Here is a 23,681-nt window from a genome sequence, read left to right as displayed (position 1 = left end):
TTTGGTGTTGTTAGGCGAAGCCCACACGGGCGAAAGGCTCATTGTAGACAAGCTGGCTTGCGAAAATCGTACGAATAGGGGTTTGTCGGCTGGCCAAGGACGGCGAGCAAGCACGCCCATCGTTACATCGCGTGATTAAGCGCCATGAATTCCAGCACCCTGCAATATCCATCACATCCACCCATTAAGCCTTGCTTAAGCCTGCCCGCGCCCGGCAAAGCTAGAATGGCTACGACTTTCAAAGCCGGTCTCCCCAACCACGAAGACGAGATGCCATGCGAATCCTGCTAGTCGAAGATGACCGGATGATCGCCGAAGGTGTGCGCAAGGCGCTGCGCGCGGACGGCTTCGCGGTCGACTGGGTGCAGGACGGCGAGGCCGCGCTGACGGCCGTCGGCGGCGAGCCCTACGACCTGATGCTGCTAGACCTCGGCTTGCCCAAGCGCGATGGCATCGACGTTCTCAGGACGCTGCGCGCGCGTGCGAACGCATTGCCGGTGCTGATCGTGACGGCGCGCGACGCCATCGCCGATCGCGTGAAAGGACTCGATGCCGGCGCCGACGATTACCTCGTCAAGCCCTTCGATCTCGACGAACTCGGCGCACGCATGCGGGCGCTCATCCGTCGTCACGCGGGACGCGGCGAATCGCTCGTGCGTCATGGTCAACTCACGCTCGACCCGGTCGGTCATCAGGTGACGCTCGCGGGCGCGCCCGTCGCGCTCTCGGCGCGCGAATTCGCGTTGCTCGAAGCGTTGATGGCGCGTCCGGGCGCCGTGCTCTCGAAGAGTCAGCTCGAAGAGAAAATCTACGGCTGGGGTGAGGAAATCGGCAGCAATACGGTCGAGGTCTACATCCACTCGCTGCGCAAGAAGCTCGGCGCGGACCTCATTCGCAACGTGCGCGGCTTGGGTTACATGGTCGCGAAGGACGCCTGATGCGGTCCATCCGCCGGCAATTGCTCATCTGGCTGCTCGCGCTCGTGATTGTCGGCGTGGGCTTTGCCGGATGGCTGATCTACCGGCAGGCGCTCGCCGAAGCCAACGAACTCTTCGATTATCAATTGCAGCAGATCGCGGCGGCGCTGCCTTCGGAGCCGTTTTCGTCGGTGCTCACGTCGCGTAGCGAAAGCGACGAGGGCGTCGTCATCCAGATCTGGAATCGCAACGGCGTGCTGATGTACTACTCGCATCCGCGCGTGCCGCTCGCGCCGCACGCCGAACTCGGCTTCTCGACGGAAATGACGGCGCGCGGCGAGTGGCGCGTGTATAGCGCGATCGTCGGCGACAACGTCGTGCAACTCGCGCAGCCGCTTTCGATACGCAACCGCGTCGCGGCGGGCGTCGCGTGGCGCACGTTGTGGCCGCTGGTCCTGTTGCTGCCGCTGCTCGGGCTTGCGATCTGGGTGATCGTCGGACGCGGGCTTGCGCCCTTGCAGCGTGTGACGAGCGCGCTCGATACACGGCATCCCGAAGCACTCGATCCGCTTCCCAATCAACGCTTGCCACAGGAAGTGCAGCCGGTCGTGCGGGCGCTGAACGCGCTGCTGGTGCGTCTGTCGACGGCGCTCGATACGCAAAAAGCCTTCGTCGCCGATGCCGCGCACGAGTTGCGCACGCCGCTTGCCGCCGTGCAGATTCAGGCGCAGCTCGTGGCGCGCGCGCAGGACGACGCATCGCGGCGCGAGGCGTTGCTCGATTTGCACGAAGGCATCGCGCGCGCCACGCGGCTCGCGGAGCAGTTGCTTGCGCTAGCGCGCTCGGAGCCGGACGGCAAGGGCGTGGCGACGAAAGTCGATCTGGCCGCGTTGCTCGAAACGTGCGTGCGCGGTTACGTGCTCGTGGCGCAAGAGCGCGGCGTGGACCTCGGCATCGAGGCAAGCGAGCCCGCCACCGTGACGGGCGACGCGGATTCATTGCGCGTGATGTTCAACAATCTCATCGATAACGCGACGAAATACACGCCGCGCGGCGGCCGCGTGGATGTCTGCTTAAAAATAAAAGATGGACATCCAGTAGTCGAAATCGCGGATTCCGGGCCGGGCATTCCAGAGAACGAACGAGAAAGAGTATTCGACCGGTTTTATCGCGTGGGCGAAAGCGTGGACCGCGCGCGTACGGATGTGGCGGGCAGCGGGCTTGGGCTTGCCATCGTGCGGCGGATTGCGGATCAGCATGGGGCGGCTGTTCATCTTGGAGCGTCCGTCGCAGGCGGACTTCGAGTCGTGGTCACGTTTTGATTCCCACACGCTGGTCCCTATCGGATCGTCATGCGCTGATGGGCGCATAGGGCGTTGGGCTGCGCTTGGCAGGCCAAACAGCGTCCGCCTTTAGGCGCCGTCGTTGTTTAAAAAGAATTCCAAATTCCGATTCTTCTCCGGCTTGTTCAAACGCGATCGCAGGAATGAAGAACAACCGAGTTAGCGTTTTGAAGGAAAGCTGTAATGCGGTTACACAGGATCTTTTCAAATTCACACAATTAATTACTCGTTTCAGACCTGATTTTCTATCGGTTAGACGTAAGTCTATTGACATCGGCAGACATTAGGAGCGCGCTTATGTCTCCTGACAACAAATTGCCGTAAATTTCGTCTCACTGCAGGCGAGCTAGTTTCGATTGATCGACGTGCTTCAAGGCAGTTAAATCAACGAGATCCTTTAATGCTCGCACCCGTCAACGTGGGCTGCGCCCATTCGGTGACATTGCTCTCTTTGATTCGTTTTTTATTCGCGATCCTTTTGCTTTAAACGGATTTCTCGTGCGAAGCAGTGTTTTATCGCATTCGATTTTTACTTTTAGGTTTACTCATGAACAAAGCTCTTCGTCCCTCGAAACTGCAATCGCGCCTGATCAAAAAAGTAATGCCCGCCGCTCTCGCTGCAGGCGCTGTTGCAATTGCATTGCCGATGACGGCGTCAGCTGTTACTGCACCATTGATCGTCAATGACATGGACTTTGGTACGCCTGATCCGGGCCAGTGTCAATTTCTGTCGGGTCAAGCCGTAACAACCGTTGGCATGGAAAATTGCGGCACGTCTGCCACTGCCGGTTACAACACAGTTACCCAAACGGGCTCAGTTTCGATCGCGAATGCTTCTATCTCTGTCGGGGGTTATCAGTTTATCAATGGCGCCGATTCTAATAACAACGCGCTGACCGTTTCGAAAACGGGCGCCAATATTCAACTCAACAATGGCAAGGTAACCAATCTTGCAGCTGGCACGGCGAATACGGATTCGGTGAATTTCGGGCAGTTGAAGAACACCGCACAAAGCACGGCAAAGGCGATTGGCGGCGGTTCTGCCCTGAATAGCGACGGCACGATTTCGGCTCCCAGCTTCGCGCTGACGAACGCAAACTCGATCAATGGTACGTCTGGCGCCGCTACCGACGTCGGCACGGCTTTCGGTACGGTCGATGCAGCGTTGGGCAAGCTCAACTCGAACGTGACGCAAAACACAGCCGACATCGCGAACCTCAACACCGGACTCACAAACGGCACACTCGGCTTGGTTCAGCAAGACCCGACGACACGCACTATCACCGTGGCAAAGTCCACGGACGGTACCGTTGTCGATATGACGGGCTCGCAGGGCGCTCGCACGGTCACGGGCGTTGCTCCTGGCGCCATTTCCGCATCGAGTCTAGATGCAATCAACGGCTCGCAGCTCTACGCTACGAACCAGAACGTGGCACAAAACACGTCCAACATTGCGCAGAACACGTCCGACATCGCGGCGCTGAACACGAACGTTGCTCAAAACACGTCTGATATCTCGTCGCTGAAAACCAACGTTGCGCAGAACTCGTCGGATATCGCGCAGAATACGAGCGACATCAGCAACATCAATCAACAGATCGCCAGCGGCAACGTCGGTCTGGTGCGTCAAGACGCAACGACGCAAAACATCACCGTTGCGAAGGACACGGGCGGCACGGTCGTCGACATGACGGGCACCGATGGCACGCGTACGGTGACCGGCGTATCCGCTGGCGCCTTGAGCGCCGACAGTACCGACGCAGTCAACGGCTCGCAGCTTTATCAAACGAACCAGAACGTTTCGAGTCTGGCGCAGCAATTGAGCAACGTCGAAGGCGCTGCTTCAACGGTCGCTTCGCAAAAGACCGACACCCCCGCTGTTGCGTCCGGCACCGACTCGACTGCCCTCGGAAATGGCTCAAAGGCAACGGGTAACAACTCCGTCGCGCTGGGTAGCGGTTCTGTCGCGGACGAAGACAACACCGTCTCGATCGGCTCGAAGGGCAACGAACGTCGCCTGACGAACGTCGCGCCGGGCATCAACGGTACCGACGGCGTCAACATGAATCAGTTGAACGCAGTTCAAAGCAACGTCGATACGGTAGCTCGTCAGGCATTTTCCGGTATCGCCGCCGCGATGGCCATGCCGAACCTGACGCCGAGTCAGCCGGGCAAGACCGTGGTCGCAGCCGGTGTCGCGAACTACAAGGGCTACACGGCCATGGGCGTTGGCGGCACCTACCGTTCGCGTGACAGCCGCTGGCTCGTCAACGCTGCAGCTTCGATCACGCCGCACGGCGACGCAGGCGTGCGCGGTCAAGTCGGCTACGAGTTCTAAGCACGCGGTTCGCGAGCGAGACCAAACCAGAAGCACGAAGCATCAATAAGGCAGTAAGCAGGGCGGCTATCCGAAAGGGTAGCCGCCTTTTTTGCATTTTTACGCACCTTAAGAAAGCTTTAAGCGACACCCCGTAATCTTCGTTCATCCAATGGCGCCTTCTCAAGCGCAACCCGTCAGGAGCACACACGATGAAAGCGAAGATTCTCACACGCAGCGCCGTCGCAGCAGCGGTCGCCGTTGCCTTGTCGGCGGGCTACGTGGCCGGACATAACAACGTGCCTGCGCCGCAGGTCATCGCGCCCGCGCAAGCCGCGCTGATGCCTGCCGAAGCCGCGGCGAAGACCGGCGTTCCCGATTTCTCCGGCCTCGTCGAAACGTATGGTCCGGCCGTGGTGAATATCAGCGCGAAGCATGTCGTGAAGCAAACATCCGCCCGACGCGGCAACGCGAATCAAGTGCCGATGGACCCCGACGATCCGTTCTATCAGTTCTTCAAGCGCTTTTATGGCGGCGTGCCCGGCATGGGCGGCGGTGATGGCGGCGCGGGTCCCGGCGCGGACCGTCCGAGCGAAGGGCTGGGTTCGGGTTTCATCGTCAGCAATGACGGCTACATTCTCACCAACGCGCACGTGGTCGATGGCGCGAATGTCGTCACCGTCAAGCTCACGGACAAGCGCGAATATCGGGCGAAGGTGGTTGGCGCGGACAAGCAATCGGACGTCGCGGTGCTGAAGATCGACGCGAAAGATTTGCCCACGGTGAAAATCGGCGACCCCAACGGCAGCAAGGTCGGTCAGTGGGTGGTTGCCATCGGTTCGCCGTATGGCTTCGACAACACGGTGACCTCCGGCATCATCAGCGCGAAGTCGCGCGCGCTGCCCAACGAGAATTACACGCCGTTCATCCAGACCGATGTACCGGTGAATCCGGGCAATTCGGGCGGGCCGCTCTTCAATCTGCAAGGCGAAGTCATCGGCATCAACTCGATGATCTATTCGCAGACGGGCGGTTTCCAGGGGCTTTCGTTCGCCATCCCGATCAACGAGGCGATCAAGGTAAAGGACGCGCTCATCAAAACGGGTCACGTCGATCGCGGCCGGCTCGGCGTAACGGTGCAAGGGCTGAATCAGACGCTCGCCAATTCGTTCGGCATGAAGTCGCCGCAAGGTGCGCTCGTGAGTTCGGTCGAGCCGGGCGGACCGGCAGCGAAGGCTGGCTTGCAACCCGGCGACGTGATTCTTTCGCTGAACGGCACGCAGGTGACGGATTCGACCTCGTTGCCGTCGCAAGTCGCGGGTCTTTCGCCGGGCACATCGGCGAAGGTGCAGGTGTGGCGCGACAAGAGCGCGAAGGATCTGACCGTGACGATCGGCGCGCTGAAGGACGCCAAGACCGCAAGCGCTGACGTGAAGGGCGACGACGATGGCGGCGCCGCCGCACAGGACGCGCGCCTCGGCGTCGCGGTGCGCCCGCTCACGCCGGAAGAGAAGCAGGAAAGCTCGGTGTCGCGCGGTTTGCTCGTGCAGCAATCGAACGGCGCGGCGGCGAATGCGGGTATCCAGGCAGGCGACGTGATTCTCGCGGTCAATGGCCAGCCCGTCACGACGGCGCAGCAGTTGAAGACGATGATCTCGCACGCGGGCGACAGCATCGCGCTGCTGATTCAGCGGGACAATGCGCAGATTTTCGTGCCGGTCGATCTTGGCTGATGGTGTACGTCGATGCGCGTCGTGCGGTTCGGAGTGGCGTGTTCGCGTCGCCCCGAACCGCGCTTGCGCATGCGGCATGAATGGCGCTTAGCGTCGCTGAGTCGTCCGGCGTGCTTTTCCAAACGCGCAATGGATAGCACGTTCTGCAATGGCTTTCGCATCATTCCACCAAGCGCGTTCCACCGCACGATCAACAACACCCCGCCTGAACGCGCAGGCACAAAGCATGCTCTACACCCCACTCGGTGCCCCATCGCGTGGAAAAGACGCATCGGGCGTGGCGTCGTCGGTGTGTTCGCATGCCGCGGCATCGAATAAAGGAGCCAACATAATGATGAGCAAGACCACGGGAAAACTGGCGACCGCGTTGCTGGTGACGGCGCTTTCGGCTGGAATGGCAGGCGGCGCATGGGCGCAGGCATCGAGCGCCGGCACGAGCGATACGTCGAGCGCGGGCAACGAAAACGGCGGCGGACTGCCGCAAATCGAACAGCAAGGCGATGTGTCCTACACGTCGGGCGGCGTCGGCCTCGACGAATCGCACGCCTTGCAGCGCGAACAAGCGCATTGGCCGCTATCGCTGCGCTTTACGGGTCCGACCGCGGATTACTTGTCGGGCGTGCACGTGCGGATCGTCGGCGGCAAAGGCGGCGAAGTGCTGAGCACCGATTCCATGGGACCTTACATGCTTGTCAAGCTGCCGGCGGGCAGCTACACGGTCTACGCCAAGTACAAGGATCAGGAGAAGAAGCAGTCGGTCAATGTCTCCGGACCGGGCAAGGCAAAGGCGGCGTTTCACTGGAGCATCCAGTAACGATAATTCCCGCCGGTCCGGGCGAAATCCCGTCCACCCGGCGACCAGAGTTTGTCTCATAATGAAGCCACGGGCAGCACGCTCGTGGCTTTTTTTGGTGACGAGGCGTCCAACGCGCCTCGCAAATTCGGCAGAGGCCGGAGGGCCCACGATGAGCACGGATCTGAACGACGGGCATGAAGCGGCGCATCGGATCGAGATCGCGCCGAACGGACGGCGCTGCCGCGTGATTCACCAGGGCGTCACTTACGCCGACACGCACGAAGCCGTGACGCTTTCCGAAACGGGCGCCGACGACGTGCACTATTTCCCGCGCGCCGACGTCAACATGGCGCGCCTGCAACGCTCCATCCATACATCGGACTGTCCGTTCAAGGGGCAGGCCACGCACTACCATCTGATGACCGAGGAAGGTCCGGTCGAAAACGCCGCCTGGAGTTACGAGGCGCCGCTCGAAAGCGCGCGGCAGATCGGCGGATACCTCGCGTTTTATCCATCGCGCGTCGATCGTATCGACGTGACTTCCTAGGCAGGGCGTCGAATAAAAAGCGCCGAACTCGAGGCGCGCGAGCCGAAACGCAATAGCCAAAACGCGGTCCTTGCCCGGAGAAGCGGATGGAAGTCACCGAAGCGTTGCGCGTTCCGCTCGATCCGGCGCATGTGAAGGCGGCGTTGAGCGATCTCACGCTGTTGCGCGCGAGTCTCGATAATTGCGAGTCCTTTACGCTCACGCCGAGCGGCGAATACGTGTTGACGCTCGTCATGCCGATCGGCGCCTTGCGCGCGCGTTACGAAATTCGCGCGCACATTGCTCGTCGCAGGCGTCTGGCGCAGGCCGACGAAAGCCAAGAAATCGACGACGACACCAGCACGCTCAGTTTCAAGGCGCGCGGCGAAGGCGTGGGTTCGTTGCGCGGTCAGATAGCCGTCGCGGTGAACGCGGAGGACGGTGGCGCGGACACGTGGATCGAATATACGGTCTGGGCGACGGTTTCGGGGCCGCTCGCCGCATTGCCGCCACGGCAGATTGAAAACGCGCTGCACGAAGCAGCCGACGACTTTTTCGCCGAATTCTGCGAAGTCGTGCGGGCGAAATACGGTTTGCCATCGGCGCGTGCGGAACAGGAAGCCGTGCCGCGCCGGCATCTCTTCTTGCGACCGGGTTCGATGTCGGCGGCGTTCTCGCGTCGCGGCGGCGCGACCGCTCGCGCGATGGGCGGAACCTCCATCGATGGCGCCGCGACCAATGTGCTGCGTCATCGTCTGGCTGCGCATGGCCTCGTGCGTCGTAGTCGCGATGGCGCGGGCGCACCGCGCGTGTTCGGTCTGCCCGCCTGGGCGTGGCTCGCGATGCTAGTTTGTGTCGGACTCTTTGTGTTCTTCGCAGAGTACGTTGGCCTGCAATGAGGCGGGCATCGAACGCTCGGGGTAGCCGGCGTTCTTGAGCAAGGCCGGACTGCACCGCAAGGCGTCGAAGCAGGCATCGATGACGGCTTCGGAGTCGTGTTCCGGATCGACGCTTCCAGGCAGCATCAGCGAATCGTGCAGGATGCCGGTGAAAAGCCCGTGCAACAGTGTGGTGGCGCGTCGCGTGTCGAGCGCCGCCGGCAGTTGCTTCTTTTCGATGGCATTACGCAGCGCACGCTCGATGCGCTCCATGCCGTCGCGCATGTTGTTCTGATGGCGCTCGCGCACCGGTCCCATTTCCTCGACGAACTCGCACTTCAGAAACAGAATGTCGAAGACGCGGCGGCGCTGTTCATCGGCCGTGATGCTGCGCATGCACCAGATGAAGATTTCGCGGATGCGCGCAAGCGGGTCGGGCTCCTTGCCGTCGAGCGTCGCTTCCACGAGTTCGTCGAGCGGAAGAAGACTTCGGTCGAACATGGCGTTGAAGAGGTCACCCTTGTTGGCGAAATGCCAGTAAATCGCGCCGCGCGTGACGCCTGCGGCGTGCGCGATATCCGCGAGCGTCGTTCGCGACACGCCTTTTTCGTAAAAGACGCGCTCCGCCGCGTCGAGGATGCGGTTGCGTGTCTCCTGTGCTTCTTCCTTGGTTCGTCTGACCATATTCTGCGGCCGTTGGCCGTTTGCTCCTGCCTTGCTGTTCGACCGGGCGAAGGCCGGTTGTCGAAGGTTCGTCGAACGTAATCGATTCCGTCGAGGCGATTTCGCTACGCCTTGCCGACGGATCGCTGTCTCAGTTTTTTACATTCATTCGTGAATGTATATACAATACCACCCGTCGACCGATAGCCCAAGCTGGAGAGGGCGAGTACTATCCGACCAAGCTTTCATTTCGATTGCCCGTTCTGGCCGTCCTCTTGGCCATCGGCGGCGCTTGCATAGCGCCGCGCACGGGCAGGAATACAGGCAAGCGAGCCGGCCACTGGCCGCTCGTTGCGCTCACTGGTCTCACTGCTTGGTTATTGGTCAGCGTCTTGCGACGCTTGTGCGCGGCATCGCCCGGGGAAGGCCGTCGCGCACCCAACTTCACTCTCAGTCTTAGACAGAGGTCGCTCCATGCGCGTCGAACGGGTTCCATTCCGCTTAATCACCGCCGCGACGGCTGCCGTTTTCCTGGCTGCCTGCGGACAAAAACAGTCAGCACCTCCGCCGCAAACGCCCGAAGTGGGCATCGTCACCGTGCAGCCGACCAGCGTGCCGGTCATCGCCGAATTGCCGGGCCGCACGAACGCGTTCCTGGTCGCGCAAGTGCGCGCGCGGGTGGATGGAATCGTCCTGCGCCGTGAGTTCGTCGAAGGCGCGGAAGTCAAGCAAGGTCAGCGTCTGTACAAGATCGACCCGGCGCCGTATATCGCCGCACTGAACAACGCCAAGGCGACGCTCGCCAAGGCGCAGGCGAACGTCGCGTCGCAGAACGCCTTGACCGGGCGCTACAAGGTGCTGGTCGCGGCCAATGCGGTGAGCAAGCAGGACTACGACAACGCCGTGGCCGCGCAAGGCCAGGCCGTCGCCGATGTCGCCGCGGGCAAGGCCGCCGTCGATACCGCGCAGATCAACCTCGGCTACACCGACGTGGTCTCGCCGATCACCGGCCGCACGGGTCTGTCGCAAGTCACGCCGGGCGCGTATGTACAGGCGAGCGCGGCGACGCTGCTCACCACCGTGCAGCAGCTCGACCCGATCTACGTCGATCTGACGCAATCGAGCGTCGACGGCCTCAAGCTGCGTCGTCAGATTCAGGACGGGCGTTTGCAGACTCAGGGCATCCACGCGGCGAAGGTGTCGCTGGTGCTGGAAGACGGCCGCGTCTATCCGGAGCAGGGCAAGCTGCAATTCTCCGATGTGAGCGTCGACCAAAGCACGGGTTCGGTCACCGTGCGCGCGATCTTCGACAACAAGGATCGCGTGCTGCTGCCGGGCATGTTCGTGCGGGCGCGTATCGAGGAAGGCACGAACGACAAGGCGCTCGTCGTGCCGCAAATCGGCATCACGCATGACCAGAAGGGCCAGCCGACCGCGCTCGTCGTCAACAAGGACGACAAGGTCGAACTGCGTCAGCTCGTCACCGGTGGCACGTTCGGCAACAACTGGGTGGTCGACAGTGGCCTGAATCCGGGCGACCGCGTGATCGTGAACGGCGTGGAAAAGGCGAAGCCCGGTATGCAAGTGAGGCCGGTCGCGGCGCAACTGCCCGCACAGCCGGCCTCGGGCGCGGCGGCCGGTCAGGCGCCGGTGGCATCCGGCGCGGGCGCGACACCCGACAACGCCAACAGCGCGAGCGGCGCCACGGGCCCGAGCGCAGCCGCGCCGGGCGCAGCTTCGGGCAACGCATCCGGCGCGCAAGCGGCGCCGGCATCTGCCGCATCGGGCGCGTAATAACAGGGAGCCTGTTTCATGGCAAAGTTTTTTATCGATCGCCCGATTTTTGCGTGGGTGATCGCGATTATCTTGATGCTGGCGGGCATGGCGTCGATCTTCACGCTGCCTATTGCGCAGTATCCGACGATCGCGCCGCCTGCCATCCAGATCAGCGCGACGTATCCGGGCGCATCCGCGAGCACGGTCGAAAACACGGTGACGCAGGTGATCGAGCAGCAGATGAGCGGCCTCGATCACTTGTTGTATCTGTCCTCGACCAGTGACGACTCGGGTACGGCCACCATCACGCTGACGTTCGCGGCGGGCACGAATCCGGACATCGCGCAGGTGCAGGTGCAGAACAAGCTGCAGCTCGCGACGCCATTGCTGCCGCAGGTCGTGCAGCAGCTCGGTACGAAGGTCACGAAGTCGAGCAGCAGCTTCTTGCTGGTGCTTGCGTTCGTGTCCCAGGACGGAAGCATGAACAAGTACGACCTCGCGAATTACGTGGCGTCGAAAATTCAGGACCCGCTTTCGCGTATCGATGGTGTGGGTACGGTCACGCTGTTCGGCTCGCAGTACGCCATGCGTATCTGGCTCGATGCGACCAAGCTCACCAACTACAGTCTGACGCCGGTCGACGTGCAGACCGCCATCACCGCGCAGAACGTGCAGGTGGTGGCGGGCTCGCTCGGCGGCACGCCGGCGGTTCCGGGGCAGATGCTGCAGGCGACCATCACGCAAGCGACGCTTCTGCAAACACCCGAGCAGTTCGGCAACATTCTGCTGAAGGTGAATCAGGATGGCTCGCAGGTGCGCCTGAAGGACGTGGCGCGTATCGATCTGGGTGGCGAAAACTATAACTTCGACACCAAGTACAACGGTGCGCCGACGGCCGGTTTCGGTATCCAGCTCGCAACGGGCGCGAACGCGCTCAACACCGCGAAGCTCGTGCGCCAGAAGGTCGACGAACTGTCGAAGTACTTCCCGAACGGGCTGGTCGTGAAGTATCCGTACGACACCACGCCGTTCGTGCGGCTTTCGATCGAGGAAGTGGTCAAGACCCTGATCGAAGGTATCGTGCTGGTGTTCCTCGTGATGTATCTGTTCCTGCAGAACTTGCGGGCGACGCTCATCCCGACGATCGCCGTGCCGGTCGTGTTGCTCGGCACGTTCGCGATCATGTCGGCGGTCGGGTTCTCCATCAACGTGCTGTCGATGTTCGGCCTCGTGCTTGCCATCGGCTTGTTGGTGGACGATGCCATCGTGGTGGTGGAAAACGTCGAGCGGGTGATGTCCGAGGAGCACTTGTCTCCACGGGACGCAACCCGCAAGGCGATGGACCAGATCACGGGCGCGCTGGTGGGCGTGGCGCTCGTGCTGTCGGCGGTGTTCGTGCCGGTGGCGTTTTCGGGCGGTTCGGTCGGCGCCATTTACCGGCAGTTCTCGCTCACCATCGTGGCGGCCATGGTGCTGTCCGTGATGGTCGCGTTGGTGCTCACGCCGGCGCTGTGCGCGACGATTCTGAAGCCGCATCCGGAAGGGCATCAGCCCGAGAAGAAGGGTTTCTTCGGCTGGTTCAACCGCAACTTCAACAAGAGCCAGGACAAGTATCACAAGGGCGTGCAGCACGTGATCCGGCGCTCGGGGCGCTGGCTCATCATCTATTTGGTCGTAATCGTGGCAGTGGGCATGCTGTTCCTGCGCCTGCCGAAGTCGTTCCTTCCCGATGAAGACCAGGGCACGATGTTCGTGCTCGTGCAGGCGCCGTCCGGCTCGACGCAGGAATACACGGCCGGTGTGCTCGCCGACGTGCAGAACTATCTGCTGAACGACGAGAAGGCGATCGTCGAATCCGTCTTCACGGTGAACGGCTTTTCGTTCGCGGGTCGCGGCCAGAACTCCGGTCTCGTGTTCGTGCGGATGAAGGACTACGCGCAGCGTCAGGCGAGCAATGACAAGGTGCAGGCGCTGGTCGGCCGGATGTTCATGCACTTCGCGCCCTACAAGAACGCGATGATCTTCCCGGTCAATCCACCGTCGATTCCGGAACTCGGCACCGCGTCGGGCTTTGACTTCGAGTTGGAGGATCGCGCCGGCGTGGGGCACGCGAAGCTGATGGAAGCGCGCAACATGCTGCTCGGCATGGCGTCGAAAGACCCGGTGCTCGCGCAGGTGCGTCCGAACGGCCTGAACGACACGCCGCAGTTCAAGGTGAACATCGACCGCGAGAAGGCGAATGCGCTCGGCGTCTCCATCTCCGATATCGACCAGACTTTCTCGATTGCGTGGGCGTCGCAGTACGTGAACAACTTCCTCGACGTGGATAACCGGATCAAGAAGGTGTACGTGCAGTCCGAGCCGCGCTTCCGTATGTCGCCGGAAGACATCGGCAAGTGGTATGTGCGTAACACCTCGGGCACGATGGTGCCGTTCTCGGCCTTTGCGACCACCGACTGGATATACGGTTCGCCGAAGCTCGAGCGCTACAACGGTATCTCGGCGGTGGAAATCCAGGGTGCGGCCGCGCCTGGCAAATCGACCGGTCAGGCCATGACGGCCATCGAAGCCATCGCGGCGAAGTTGCCGGCGGGTATTGGCTACGAATGGACGGGGCTGTCGTATCAGGAACGTCAGTCGGGTTCGCAGGCGCCTATTCTGTACGGCATCTCGATTCTCGTCGTGTTCCTGTGTCTCGCGGCGCTGTACGAAAGCTGGTCGATTCCGTTCTCGGTCATCATGGTCGTGCCGCTCGGCGTGCTCGGCGCGCTGCTCGCGGCGACGCTGCGCGGTCTGGAAAACGACGTGTTCTTCCAGGTCGGCCTGTTGACTACGGTGGGTTTGTCCGCGAAGAACGCCATTCTGATCGTCGAGTTTGCGCGTGAATTGCGCATGCAGGGCATGTCGACGGTGGAAGCTGCGATGGAAGCGGCGCGTCTGCGGCTGCGTCCGATTCTGATGACGTCGCTCGCGTTCATTCTCGGCGTGATGCCGCTTGCCATCAGTAACGGCGCGGGTTCGGCGAGCCAGCACGCAATCGGCACCGGCGTGATCGGCGGGATGCTGACCGCGACCTTCCTTGCGATCTTCATGATCCCGATGTTCTTCGTCGTGATCAGCAAGTTCAGCAAGAGCAAGGACATGCCGGCACCGGGTTCGTCCGGCGGCGATATCGAAGGTCCGCATGGCGGCGCGCCCGCGGGCTCTGGCAAGGAAGGACATTGAAATGCTAAAACTTTCGTTGATCGCAGCCGCCGTGGCTTTCGTGGCCACGGGCTGCACCTTCGAGCCGAAGTACGACCGGCCGGCCGCGCCCGTCACGCAGACGTTCCCGGAAGGCGGCGTGTACGCCACGCAGCCGACTGCTGAAGGCGCGGCAGACAAGAGCCGCAGCGCGAGCGGCCAGACCGCGCCGGATATCGGCTGGCGCGATTTCTTCGCCGATGCGCGTCTGCAGCGTATTGTCGAACTCGCGCTCAAGAACAATCGCGATCTGCGCGTGTCGATGCTCAACGTCGATGCGGCGCGCGCGCAGTATCAGATCACGCGCGCGGGCCTTTTCCCGACGCTCGATGCGGTTGGCTCGCAAAGCAAGCAGCGCACGCCGCGCAACCTGTCGTTCTTCGATCAGACCATCTCGAACACGTATTCGGTGGGCGTGAATGCGTCGTGGGAAATCGACTTCTTCGGACGGATTCGCAGCCTGAAGGATCAGGCGCTCGCGCAGTATTTCTCGCTCGCGGAAACGCGCAAGGCGGCGGAAATCTCGCTGGTGTCTTCGGTGGCGGACCAGTATCTGACCATGCTCGCCTACGACGATCTGCTCACCGTCACGCAGAACACGCTGAAGACGGCGCAGGAGTCGTATCGCATCACCAAGCTGCAGTTCGACAACGGTACGGGTTCGGAACTCGATCTGCGTCAGGCCGAGGGCGTGGTGCAACAGGCGCAGGCGAATCTGCAGTCGCAGGCGCGTCTGCGTGCGCAAGCGGAAAACGGTCTCGTGCTTCTCGTGGGCGAACCGTTGCCGGACGATCTGCCGGGCGGCATGCCGCTGGATGCGCAGGACTTGCTCGCCGACATTCCGGCGGGTCTGCCTTCCGACCTCCTCACGCGCCGTCCCGATATCGCGGCGGCCGAGCAGAGCTTGCTTGCGGCCAATGCGAACATCGGCGCGGCGCGGGCCGCGTTCTTTCCGCGCATTTCGTTGACGGGCAGTTTCGGTACGCTCTCGCCCACGCTTGGCGGATTGTTCAAGCCGGGTTCGGCGGCGTGGTCGTTCGCACCGCAGATCAGCGTGCCAATCTTCGAGGGCGGCACGAACGTCGCCAATCTGGATCTGGCGAACGTGCAGAAGCGCATCGAGATTGCCAACTACGAGAAGGCCATTCAGACGGCGTTCCGCGAAGTGGCCGACGGTCTCGCCGCGCGCGGCACGTACGACGAGCAGATTCGCTCCCTGCAACGCTTCGTGAGTTCGCAGAGCCGGCGGCTGGAGTTGTCGGACCTGCGCTATCGCAATGGCGTGGACAGCTATCTCGCTGTTCTGACCGCGCAGACCTCGTTGTATGACGCGCAGCAGACGCTCATCAGCGCGCGGTTGAACCGCCTGACCAACCTCGTCGATCTGTATCAGTATCTCGGCGGCGGATGGATCGAGCATTCCGGCGATGCCCCGCGTCCGGCCGACACTCCCACGGATTTCGGCTCGGCTACTCCGCCGAAGGCGGCATCCGACGCGGCGAGTTGAGGTTCGCAAGTTGCGCTCGGTAGTCACTTTCGCAAGCTGTCCGTGATGGTTGATAGTGGGATGATGCAGTGAAGAGCCCGACCTCGTGTCGGGCTTTTTTTCGTCCATGGTCCACGTCGCGGCGTGACACTGAATGTACCGGGAAAACGCGTCGCGCGATGACAGGTCGTGCCAAATTTCAGCAAATTATTACCTTTGTTTAGCGTTACTGATCGACGCGCTAACTATAATCGGCATCCTCCAACGTGCCTGCGTGCTGAAGGCATGTCAGCTTTCCTGTGCAACTGCGTGCGTATCGGCATTAATCGACACGCAAATCAGTTGCGATTGCATGTGAATCGGCTGCGAATGGACTGCAAATGGGCTGCAATCGACGAAGCGCTTCCTGGCCACAGGCTTCATTCAATGGGGAAGATTAGGTATCCCGAAAAGACGATTGGCATCGACGTTCTTTCCGTCCGTTCTCGACCGAGGACGTGCGTATCTATTCATCTATTTATCCCGGTAACCACAGAGGTCGTCGCTCCATGCGTTTCGAACGGATTCCATACCGCCTCATCTGCGCTTTGTCGGTCGTCACGCTAGCGGCCGCATGCGGTGAAAAACATCCGGACATGCCGGCGCATGCGCCCGAAGTCGGCGTCGTCATGCTTGCGCCGGTCGCGGTGCCCGTCACGAGCGAACTGCCGGGCCGCACCAGCGCTTTCATCGATGCACAAGTGCGTGCGCGCGTCGATGGCATCGTGCTGCGCCGTGAATTCACTGAAGGCAGTCTCGTCAAGGCCGGTCAGCGGCTCTACAAGATCGACCCAGCGCCGTACATCGCCAAGCTGGACAGCGCGAAAGCGTCGCTTGCGAAGGCCGAGGCGAATCTCGCATCGACCAATGCGCAAGCCGAGCGCTACAAGGTACTGGTCGCCGAGAACGCGGTAAGCAAGCAGGACTACGACAACGCTGTTGCGTCGGCCGGTCAGGCCGCCGCCGACGTGGCACAGGCTCGCGCCTCCGTGCAGACCGCGCGAATCGACCTCGGCTATACCGATGTCACCTCGCCCGTGACCGGCCAGATCGGCATCTCGCAGGTCACGCCGGGCGCCTACGTGCAAGCGGCGCAAGCCACGCTCATGGCAACCGTGCAGCAGCTCGACCAGGTGTATGTCGATCTCACGCAATCCAGCCTCGACGGGCTCAAGCTGCGCCGCCAGATTCAGGAAGGGCGTCTTACCGCGTCGGGTCCGAACGCCGCGAAGGTTTCGCTGATTCTCGAAGACGGCCGCGTCTATCCCGAACAAGGCCGCCTGCAGTTTTCCGATGTAACCGTGGACCCGTCCACCGGCTCGGTAACCGTGCGCGCCGTGTTCGAGAACAAGGATCGCGTGTTGTTGCCCGGCATGTTCGTGCGAGCGCGTATCGAAGAGGGCGTGAATCCGCAGGCGCTGGTCGTGCCTGTCACGGGCGTCACGCATGACCAGAAGGGCACGCCGATCGCACTGATCGTCGATACCGACGGCAAGGTCGCGCTACGCGAGCTCGTGACCTCCGGCATGGTCGGGCAGAACTGGGTCGTCGACAGCGGCGTGAAGGCGGGCGACCGGGTGATCGTCGAGGGTATCGAGAAGGTGCGTCCCGGCATGCCGGTGAAAGCGGTGACGGTTCAGTCGCCCGGGCCTTCCACGCAGCCTTCTTCCGACAATCAGGCCGCCGCTCCCGCGAAGGCTGCTTCAGCCGTTGCTGGCGCGTAGGGACGGAGGGTACGCCACATGGCCAAGTTTTTTATCGATCGCCCGATTTTCGCGTGGGTGCTTGCCATCATCCTGATGCTCGCGGGCCTCGCGTCGATCTCGACGCTGCCCGTCGCGCAATATCCGACGGTCGCGCCACCCAGCATCCAGATTACGGCGACGTATCCCGGTGCATCGGCGCAGACGGTCGAGAACACAGTCACGCAGGTGGTCGAGCAGCAGATGAACGGGCTCGACCATCTGCTCTACATTTCGTCCACCTCCGATGATTTCGGCACGGCCACCATCACCCTGACCTTCGCGGCGGGCACCAACCCCGACATCGCGCAGGTGCAGGTGCAAAACAAGCTGCAACTGGCGACACCGAACTTGCCGCAGATCGTGCAGCAACTCGGGTTGTCGGTTTCGAAGTCGAGCAACAGCTTCCTGCTCGTGCTCGCGTTCGTCTCCGAAGACGGCAGCATGAGCCGCAACGATCTCTCCAACTACGTCGCGTCGCATTTGCAGGACCCCATCAGCCGAGTCAACGGCGTGGGCACGGTGAGCCTGTTCGGCACGCAGTACGCCATGCGCGTCTGGCTAGATCCAAACAAACTCAGCAACTTCCAGCTCACACCGGTCGACGTACAGAACGCGCTCAAAGCGCAGAACGTGCAAGTCTCGGGCGGCCAGCTAGGCGGCACGCCTGCGGTGCCCGGCCAATCGATGCAGGCCACGATCACCGAAGCCACCTTGCTGCGCACGCCCGACCAGTTCGGCAACGTGCTTCTGAAGGTGAATCAGGACGGCTCGCAGGTGCGGGTGAAGGACGTGGCGAAGGTGGGTCTCGGCGGCGAGAACTACAACTTCGAGACGCAGTACAACGGTTCTCCGGCGGCGGGCTTCGGTATCAATCTGGCGACGGGCGCGAACGCGCTGGCGACGGCGGACGCGGTGCGCGCGAAGGTACAGGAGCTGTCGAAGTACTTCCCGCCCGGTCTCGTCGTAAAGTATCCGTACGACACGACGCCGTTCGTGCGCCAGTCGATCTCCGACGTGGTGAAGACGCTCATCGAGGCCATCGTGCTGGTGTTCCTCGTGATGTATCTGTTCTTGCAGAACATCCGCGCCACGCTCATTCCGACCATCGCGGTGCCGGTGGTGCTGCTCGGCACTTTCGGCGTGATGGCGGCGGTGGGTTTTTCCATCAACACGCTATCGATGTTCGGCATCGTGCTCGCCATCGGCTTGCTGGTGGACGACGCGATCGTGGTCGTCGAGAACGTCGAGCGCGTGATGAGCGAGGAAGGGCTTTCGCCGAAGGAAGCCACGCGCAAGGCCATGGGCCAGATCACCGGCGCGCTGGTGGGCGTGGCGCTCGTGCTGTCGGCGGTGTTCGTGCCGGTGGCGTTCTCGGGCGGCTCGGTCGGGGCGATCTATCGCCAGTTCTCGCTGACCATCGTCTCGGCAATGGTGCTCTCCGTGCTGACCGCGATGATCCTCACGCCGGCCTTGTGCGCGACCATCCTGAAGCCCTTGCCGCAAGGTCACGAGGAAAAGACCACGGGTTTCTTCGGCTGGTTCAATCGGACCTTTAACAAGGGCCGCGACAAGTATCAGGTCGGCGTTGCGCGTGTGATTCGTCGCTCGGGGCGCTTCCTCGTGTTATACCTCGCGGTCATCGCGGTGGTTGGCCTCTTGTTCACCAAGCTGCCGAAAGCGTTCCTGCCCGACGAAGATCAGGGCACGATGTTCGTGCTCGTGTCCACGCCCGCCGGTTCCACGCAGGAAATGACCCAGCGCGCGCTGAACGACGTGGCCAACTATCTTTTGAAGAAAGAAAGCGGGATCGTCGAGTCCGTCTTCACGGTCAACGGCTACAGCTTCGCGGGCCGTGGCCAGAACTCCGGCCTCGTGTTCGTGCGCATGAAGGACTTCGCCAAGCGCCAGAGCGCGGACGAAAAAGTGCAGGCGCTCGTCGGCCGAACTTTCGGACAGTTCGCGGGCTATCGCAATGCGCTCGTATTTCCGGTGAATCCGCCGTCGATTCCCGAACTCGGCACCGCGTCGGGCTTCGACTTCGAACTGGAGGATCGTGGCGGCGTGGGCCACGAAAAGCTGATGGAAGCGCGCGGCATGCTGCTCGGTCTGGCCGCGAAAGATCCGTCGCTTGCGCAGGTGCGCCCGAACGGCTTGAACGATACGCCGCAGTTCAAGGTCGACATCGACCGCGAGAAGGCGCTTGCGCAAGGCGTGTCGGCGTCCGATATCGACCAGACGTTTTCGATCGCCTGGGCGTCTTCGTTCGTCAACAACTTCCTTGATGTCGACAGCCGGATCAAGAAGGTGTATCTGCAGGGCGACGCGCCGTTCCGCATGTCACCCGACAACATCAATAGCTGGTACGTGCGCAACAACGCCGGTTCGATGGTGCCGTTTTCGTCGTTCGCGACCGGCCGATGGAGTTTCGGCTCGCCAAAGCTCGAACGCTACAACGGCAATTCGTCAGTCGAAATCCAGGGCATGGCCGCGCCGGGCCGCTCCACGGGCCAAGCCATGCAGGCCATCGAAGCCATCGCCGCGAAGTTGCCGGCAGGCATTGGCTACGAATGGACGGGTTTGTCGTTCCAGCAAATTCAATCCGGTTCGCAGGCGCCGGTTCTGTACGGCATTTCGATCCTCGTGGTGTTCCTGTGTCTCGCGGCGCTCTATGAAAGCTGGTCGATCCCGTTCTCCGTGATCATGGTCGTGCCGCTCGGCGTGGTCGGCGCGTTGCTTGCCGTCACCTTGCGTGGACTCGAAAACGACGTGTACTTCCAGGTCGGTCTTCTGACCACGGTGGGCCTGTCGGCGAAGAACGCCATTCTGATCGTCGAGTTCGCGCGCGACTTGCAGATTTCCGAAAAGATCGGACCGATCGAGGCCGCGCTCGAAGCCGCGCGTCTGCGTCTGCGTCCCATCCTGATGACCTCGCTCGCCTTCATTCTCGGTACCTTGCCGCTCGCAATCAGCAATGGCGCGGGCTCGGCGAGTCAGCACGCCATTGGCACCGGTGTGATCGGCGGCATGGTGACCGCGACGTTCCTCGCCATCTTCATGGTCCCGATGTTCTTCGTCGTCGTGCGCGCGCGCTTCGGCGGCGACAAGGAAGACGCGGACGCGGCGATCGCGCACTACGAACGGCAACGTGCCAATGCCTCGCACGGCGAGGGAAAGGGCAACAGCAACAGCAACGGCACGGGCAAGCAGGGACATTGAGATGCGTAGAGTTTCTTTGATTGCAGCAGCCGTGTCCGTGATCGCGACCGGCTGTACGATGGCGCCGAAATACGAGCGCCCCTTGCCGCCAGTCGCAGCGAGCTTTCCGACAGGCGGTGTGTACGAGACGCAACCGCCGGGCGCGCACAATGCAAACGGCGTGGCCGCGGCCGACACTGGCTGGCGCAATTTCTTCGTCGATGCGCGTTTGCAGCAGCTTATCGATATCGCATTGAAGAACAATCGCGATCTGCGCGTCGCCGTGCTCAACGTGCAGGCGGCGCAAGCGCAGTACCGTGTCGTGCGTTCGGAACTGTTTCCGACTATCGGCGCGCAAGCGGGCCAGTCGAAGCAGCGCACGCCGAAAGATCTGTCGTTTCTCGATCAGACGATCTCGAATCAGTATTCGGTCGGGTTGAACGGCGCATGGGAGATCGATCTGTTCGGCCGCGTGCAGAGTCTCAGGAATCAGGCGCTCGCGAAGTATCTTGCAACGGCGTACGCACGCAAGGCAGCGGAGTTATCGCTCGTGTCCCAGGTGGCGACACAGTATCTGCAAGTGCTGGAGGCTGACGACCTGCTTCAAGTCACGCAACAGACGCTCAAGACCGCGCGCGATTCATACGGTATCAACAAGCTCAAGTTCGATAACGGTACGGCATCGGAACTGGAACTGAGTCAGTCGCAGACCGTGGTCGAAAGCGCGGCGGCCAATTTCCAGGCGCAGGAGCGCGCACGCGCGCAAGCCGTCAATGCGCTCGTGCTGTTGCTCGGCGAGCCGATGCCCGCCGAGATGACGGGCGGCATGCCGCTCGACGATCAGCACCTGTTGACCGATATTCCGGCGGGTGTGCCGTCGGATCTGCTGACGCGCCGTCCGGACATCATGGAGGCCGAGCAGAATTTATTGGCGGCGAACGCGAACATCGGCGCGGCGCGCGCGGCGTTCTTCCCGAGCATTTCGCTCACCGGCAGTTTCGGCACGCTGAGTCCGTCGCTCGGCGGGTTGTTCAAGCCGGGTTCGGCAGCATGGAGTTTCGCGCCGACCATCACGCTGCCGATCTTCGAAGGCGGTCAGAACATGGCCAATCTCGATCTGGCGAACGTGCAGAAGAAGATCGAGATTGCGCAGTACGAGAGGGCCATTCAGTCGGCCTTCCGCGAAGTCGCCGATGGGCTCGCGGCCCGCGGCACTTACGATCAGCAAATCGCGGCGCTCACGCGCGAAGTGAGCGCACAGCAGCGGCGTCTCGATTTTTCGACATTGCGCTACAAGCAGGGCGTCGATAGCTATCTCGGCGTGCTCGAAGCGCAGCAGGATCTGTATTCGACACAGCAGATGCTGATCACGGCGCGCACTGAGCGTTTGTCTAATCTGGTGAGCTTGTATCAGGCGCTCGGCGGCGGATGGATCGAGCATACGGGAGACATGCCGCGCGAGGCAGATGCGCCGGTTGCGGCATCGGCGGGTTGAGATCGTGCGAAACAGCGCCTGCTGTTCTTGCGCGACGTAAAAAAACGCCGCGGCTTACACCGCGGCGCTCAACGCAAGCACTACAGGAATCTGCTCTTACTGCGCTTCACGCGCATGAGCCGCGCCGTCGAACTCATGTGCGGCCTCGCGAATTTCGCGGCGCGCATCGCGCTCCTTGCGCACGCCGTTGAACACGATATTCAGAATCACCGCCGACACCGAAGCCAGCAAGATGCCGCTGTGAAGAATCGGCTCCAGCGCATGCGGCAGTTGCGTGAAGAACTTCGGTGCGACCACCGGCACCATGCCCATACCCACGCTCACCGCGACGATGAACAGGTTGTGATGGTTCGTCGAGAAGTCCACGCGCGACAGCGTCTTGATGCCGTTCGCCGCGACCATGCCGAACATCACGATGCCCGCGCCGCCAAGCACGAACGGCGGCACCGATGCGACCACTTGCGCCATCTTCGGAAAGAGGCCGAGCACGACCAGAATCACGCCGCCGGTCGCGCAGACGAAGCGGCTCTTCACGCCCGTCACGCCGATCAGCCCGACGTTTTGCGAGAACGACGTATGCGGGAACGAGTTGAACACGCCGCCGATCAGCGTGCCGAGGCCATCGACACGCAGGCCGCGCACGAGCGCTTTCTGATCCACCGGACGATCGACGAGATCGCCGACCGCGAGAAACATGCCGGTCGACTCGATGAAGGTCACGAACATGACGATGACCATGGTCGCCACCGACAGCGCGTCGAAGTGCGGCAAGCCGAAGTGGAACGGCAGCACGACGCCGACCCACGGGGCGTGCGCGACGCCGTCCATGTTGACGCGGCCGAGCATGGCGGCGATCACGAAGCCCGCGACAATGCCGAGCAGCACCGAAATATTGGCGATGAAGCCGCGCGCGAACTTGTTGATGAGCAAAATCAGCGAAAGCACGACGAGCGACAGCAGCAGATAAACGGGATTGCCGTAGTCGGGATTGCCCACACCGCCCGCCGCCCAGTTGATGCCCACGCCCATCAGCGACAAGCCGATCACCGCGATCACCGTGCCGACCACGACTGGCGGGAAGAAACGCAGGAGTTTGCCGATCATCGGCGCGAGCACGATGCCGATCACGCCGGCCGCGATGGTCGAGCCGAACACATCGAGAATGCCGAGCGAAGGATTGGTGCCGATGGCGACCATCGGGCCGACGGCGGCGAAAGTACAACCCATGATGACCGGCAAGCGGATGCCAAAGATCCAGAGACCGAGCGTCTGGATCAGCGTGGCGACGCCGCATGAAAACAGATCGGCGCTGATGAGGAACGCGATCTGATCCTTGGACAGATTCATCGCGGCGCCGAGAATCAGCGGCACCGCAACCGCGCCCGCGTACATCACAAGAACGTGCTGGATGCCAAGTGTCAGTAACTGTCCTGTCGGCAAACGCTCGTCCACCGGATGCACCTTGTTCGAAGCCATGTCTCTCTCCTTGTATGCCTTGGCATTTGTGTGGCCTCCACGGTAAGTGCATC

At 62.0% G+C, this 23,681-nt stretch carries 15 protein-coding genes; 13 read left to right on the top strand and 2 right to left on the bottom strand.

Annotated features, from left to right (window positions below; genetic code table 11):
* Positions 1-275 precede the first annotated feature (275 nt).
* The 7 genes from P9292_RS23255 to P9292_RS23225 all read left to right on the top strand — a co-directional run bounded on the left by P9292_RS23255 (position 276) and on the right by P9292_RS23225 (position 8,531).
* Positions 276-938, top strand: coding sequence for a response regulator (locus P9292_RS23255; protein ID WP_244827152.1), 663 nt, complete (start codon positions 276-278; stop codon positions 936-938).
* Positions 938-2,239, top strand: a complete 1,302-nt coding sequence (locus P9292_RS23250) for an ATP-binding protein (RefSeq protein WP_309961453.1) — start codon at positions 938-940, stop codon at positions 2,237-2,239. Before P9292_RS23255 ends, P9292_RS23250 begins: the two co-directional genes overlap by 1 nt.
* 529 nt (positions 2,240-2,768) lie before the next feature.
* Entirely contained in the window at positions 2,769-4,598 is a 1,830-nt protein-coding gene (locus tag P9292_RS23245; RefSeq protein WP_309961451.1) for a YadA-like family protein, read from the top strand.
* A 191-nt stretch (positions 4,599-4,789) separates the two neighbouring features.
* The gene (locus tag P9292_RS23240) at positions 4,790-6,310 is read left to right on the top strand and encodes a DegQ family serine endoprotease (protein ID WP_309961450.1); all 1,521 of its coding nucleotides are present in this window, start codon (positions 4,790-4,792) and stop codon (positions 6,308-6,310) included.
* 331 nt (positions 6,311-6,641) lie between these two features.
* Positions 6,642-7,124, top strand: coding sequence for a carboxypeptidase regulatory-like domain-containing protein (locus P9292_RS23235; RefSeq protein ID WP_244827156.1), 483 nt, complete (start codon positions 6,642-6,644; stop codon positions 7,122-7,124).
* Positions 7,125-7,275: 151 nt separating this feature from the next.
* On the top strand, positions 7,276-7,653 hold the full coding sequence (locus P9292_RS23230; RefSeq protein WP_250491846.1) for a DUF427 domain-containing protein: 378 nt from the start codon (positions 7,276-7,278) through the stop codon (positions 7,651-7,653).
* Positions 7,654-7,739: 86 nt separating this feature from the next.
* Complete coding sequence (locus tag P9292_RS23225) at positions 7,740-8,531, top strand: SRPBCC domain-containing protein (protein ID WP_309961449.1); 792 nt, start codon at positions 7,740-7,742, stop codon at positions 8,529-8,531.
* On the opposite strand, the gene P9292_RS23220 is transcribed toward P9292_RS23225, so the two are convergent.
* Positions 8,478-9,194, bottom strand: coding sequence for a TetR family transcriptional regulator (locus P9292_RS23220; protein WP_250525443.1), 717 nt, complete (start codon positions 9,192-9,194; stop codon positions 8,478-8,480). The genes P9292_RS23225 and P9292_RS23220 overlap by 54 nt on opposite strands.
* A 453-nt stretch (positions 9,195-9,647) precedes the next feature.
* Here P9292_RS23220 and P9292_RS23215 point away from each other — a divergent pair, with 453 nt between their 5' ends.
* From P9292_RS23215 to P9292_RS23190, 6 genes are all read left to right on the top strand, one after another.
* On the top strand, positions 9,648-10,967 hold the full coding sequence (locus P9292_RS23215; RefSeq protein ID WP_309961447.1) for an efflux RND transporter periplasmic adaptor subunit: 1,320 nt from the start codon (positions 9,648-9,650) through the stop codon (positions 10,965-10,967).
* 18 nt (positions 10,968-10,985) lie between these two features.
* Positions 10,986-14,174: an efflux RND transporter permease subunit gene (locus P9292_RS23210; protein ID WP_309961445.1), complete on the top strand. Its 3,189-nt coding sequence runs from the start codon at positions 10,986-10,988 to the stop codon at positions 14,172-14,174.
* Between the two features lies 1 nt (position 14,175).
* Positions 14,176-15,699, top strand: a complete 1,524-nt coding sequence (locus P9292_RS23205; RefSeq protein WP_309841550.1) for an efflux transporter outer membrane subunit — start codon at positions 14,176-14,178, stop codon at positions 15,697-15,699.
* Between the two features lie 527 nt (positions 15,700-16,226).
* Positions 16,227-17,441, top strand: coding sequence for an efflux RND transporter periplasmic adaptor subunit (locus P9292_RS23200; RefSeq protein WP_250463347.1), 1,215 nt, complete (start codon positions 16,227-16,229; stop codon positions 17,439-17,441).
* 18 nt (positions 17,442-17,459) lie between these two features.
* The gene (locus P9292_RS23195; protein WP_250525446.1) at positions 17,460-20,678 is read left to right on the top strand and encodes an efflux RND transporter permease subunit; all 3,219 of its coding nucleotides are present in this window, start codon (positions 17,460-17,462) and stop codon (positions 20,676-20,678) included.
* Position 20,679: 1 nt separating this feature from the next.
* Positions 20,680-22,152: an efflux transporter outer membrane subunit gene (locus tag P9292_RS23190; RefSeq protein WP_309961441.1), complete on the top strand. Its 1,473-nt coding sequence runs from the start codon at positions 20,680-20,682 to the stop codon at positions 22,150-22,152.
* A 96-nt stretch (positions 22,153-22,248) separates the two neighbouring features.
* Here the strand turns inward: P9292_RS23190 and P9292_RS23185 are convergent, their stop codons facing one another.
* On the bottom strand, positions 22,249-23,628 hold the full coding sequence (locus P9292_RS23185; RefSeq protein WP_250463355.1) for a nucleobase:cation symporter-2 family protein: 1,380 nt from the start codon (positions 23,626-23,628) through the stop codon (positions 22,249-22,251).
* Between the last annotated feature and the right edge of the window lie 53 nt (positions 23,629-23,681).

The organism is Caballeronia sp. LZ001 (assembly GCF_031450875.1).
Taxonomy (GTDB): domain Bacteria; phylum Pseudomonadota; class Gammaproteobacteria; order Burkholderiales; family Burkholderiaceae; genus Caballeronia.
This window is presented reverse-complemented; position numbering and strand designations above follow the sequence as displayed.

Coding starts and splice junctions, on each gene's coding strand:
- P9292_RS23200 (WP_250463347.1), top strand. CDS start 16,227: ATGCGTTTCGAACGGATTCCATACCGCCTCATCTGCGCTTTGTCGGTC.
- P9292_RS23230 (WP_250491846.1), top strand. CDS start 7,276: ATGAGCACGGATCTGAACGACGGGCATGAAGCGGCGCATCGGATCGAG.
- P9292_RS23185 (WP_250463355.1), bottom strand. CDS start 23,628: ATGGCTTCGAACAAGGTGCATCCGGTGGACGAGCGTTTGCCGACAGGA.
- P9292_RS23235 (WP_244827156.1), top strand. CDS start 6,642: ATGATGAGCAAGACCACGGGAAAACTGGCGACCGCGTTGCTGGTGACG.
- P9292_RS23250 (WP_309961453.1), top strand. CDS start 938: ATGCGGTCCATCCGCCGGCAATTGCTCATCTGGCTGCTCGCGCTCGTG.
- P9292_RS23240 (WP_309961450.1), top strand. CDS start 4,790: ATGAAAGCGAAGATTCTCACACGCAGCGCCGTCGCAGCAGCGGTCGCC.
- P9292_RS23210 (WP_309961445.1), top strand. CDS start 10,986: ATGGCAAAGTTTTTTATCGATCGCCCGATTTTTGCGTGGGTGATCGCG.
- P9292_RS23215 (WP_309961447.1), top strand. CDS start 9,648: ATGCGCGTCGAACGGGTTCCATTCCGCTTAATCACCGCCGCGACGGCT.
- P9292_RS23220 (WP_250525443.1), bottom strand. CDS start 9,194: ATGGTCAGACGAACCAAGGAAGAAGCACAGGAGACACGCAACCGCATC.
- P9292_RS23205 (WP_309841550.1), top strand. CDS start 14,176: ATGCTAAAACTTTCGTTGATCGCAGCCGCCGTGGCTTTCGTGGCCACG.
- P9292_RS23190 (WP_309961441.1), top strand. CDS start 20,680: ATGCGTAGAGTTTCTTTGATTGCAGCAGCCGTGTCCGTGATCGCGACC.
- P9292_RS23255 (WP_244827152.1), top strand. CDS start 276: ATGCGAATCCTGCTAGTCGAAGATGACCGGATGATCGCCGAAGGTGTG.
- P9292_RS23195 (WP_250525446.1), top strand. CDS start 17,460: ATGGCCAAGTTTTTTATCGATCGCCCGATTTTCGCGTGGGTGCTTGCC.
- P9292_RS23225 (WP_309961449.1), top strand. CDS start 7,740: ATGGAAGTCACCGAAGCGTTGCGCGTTCCGCTCGATCCGGCGCATGTG.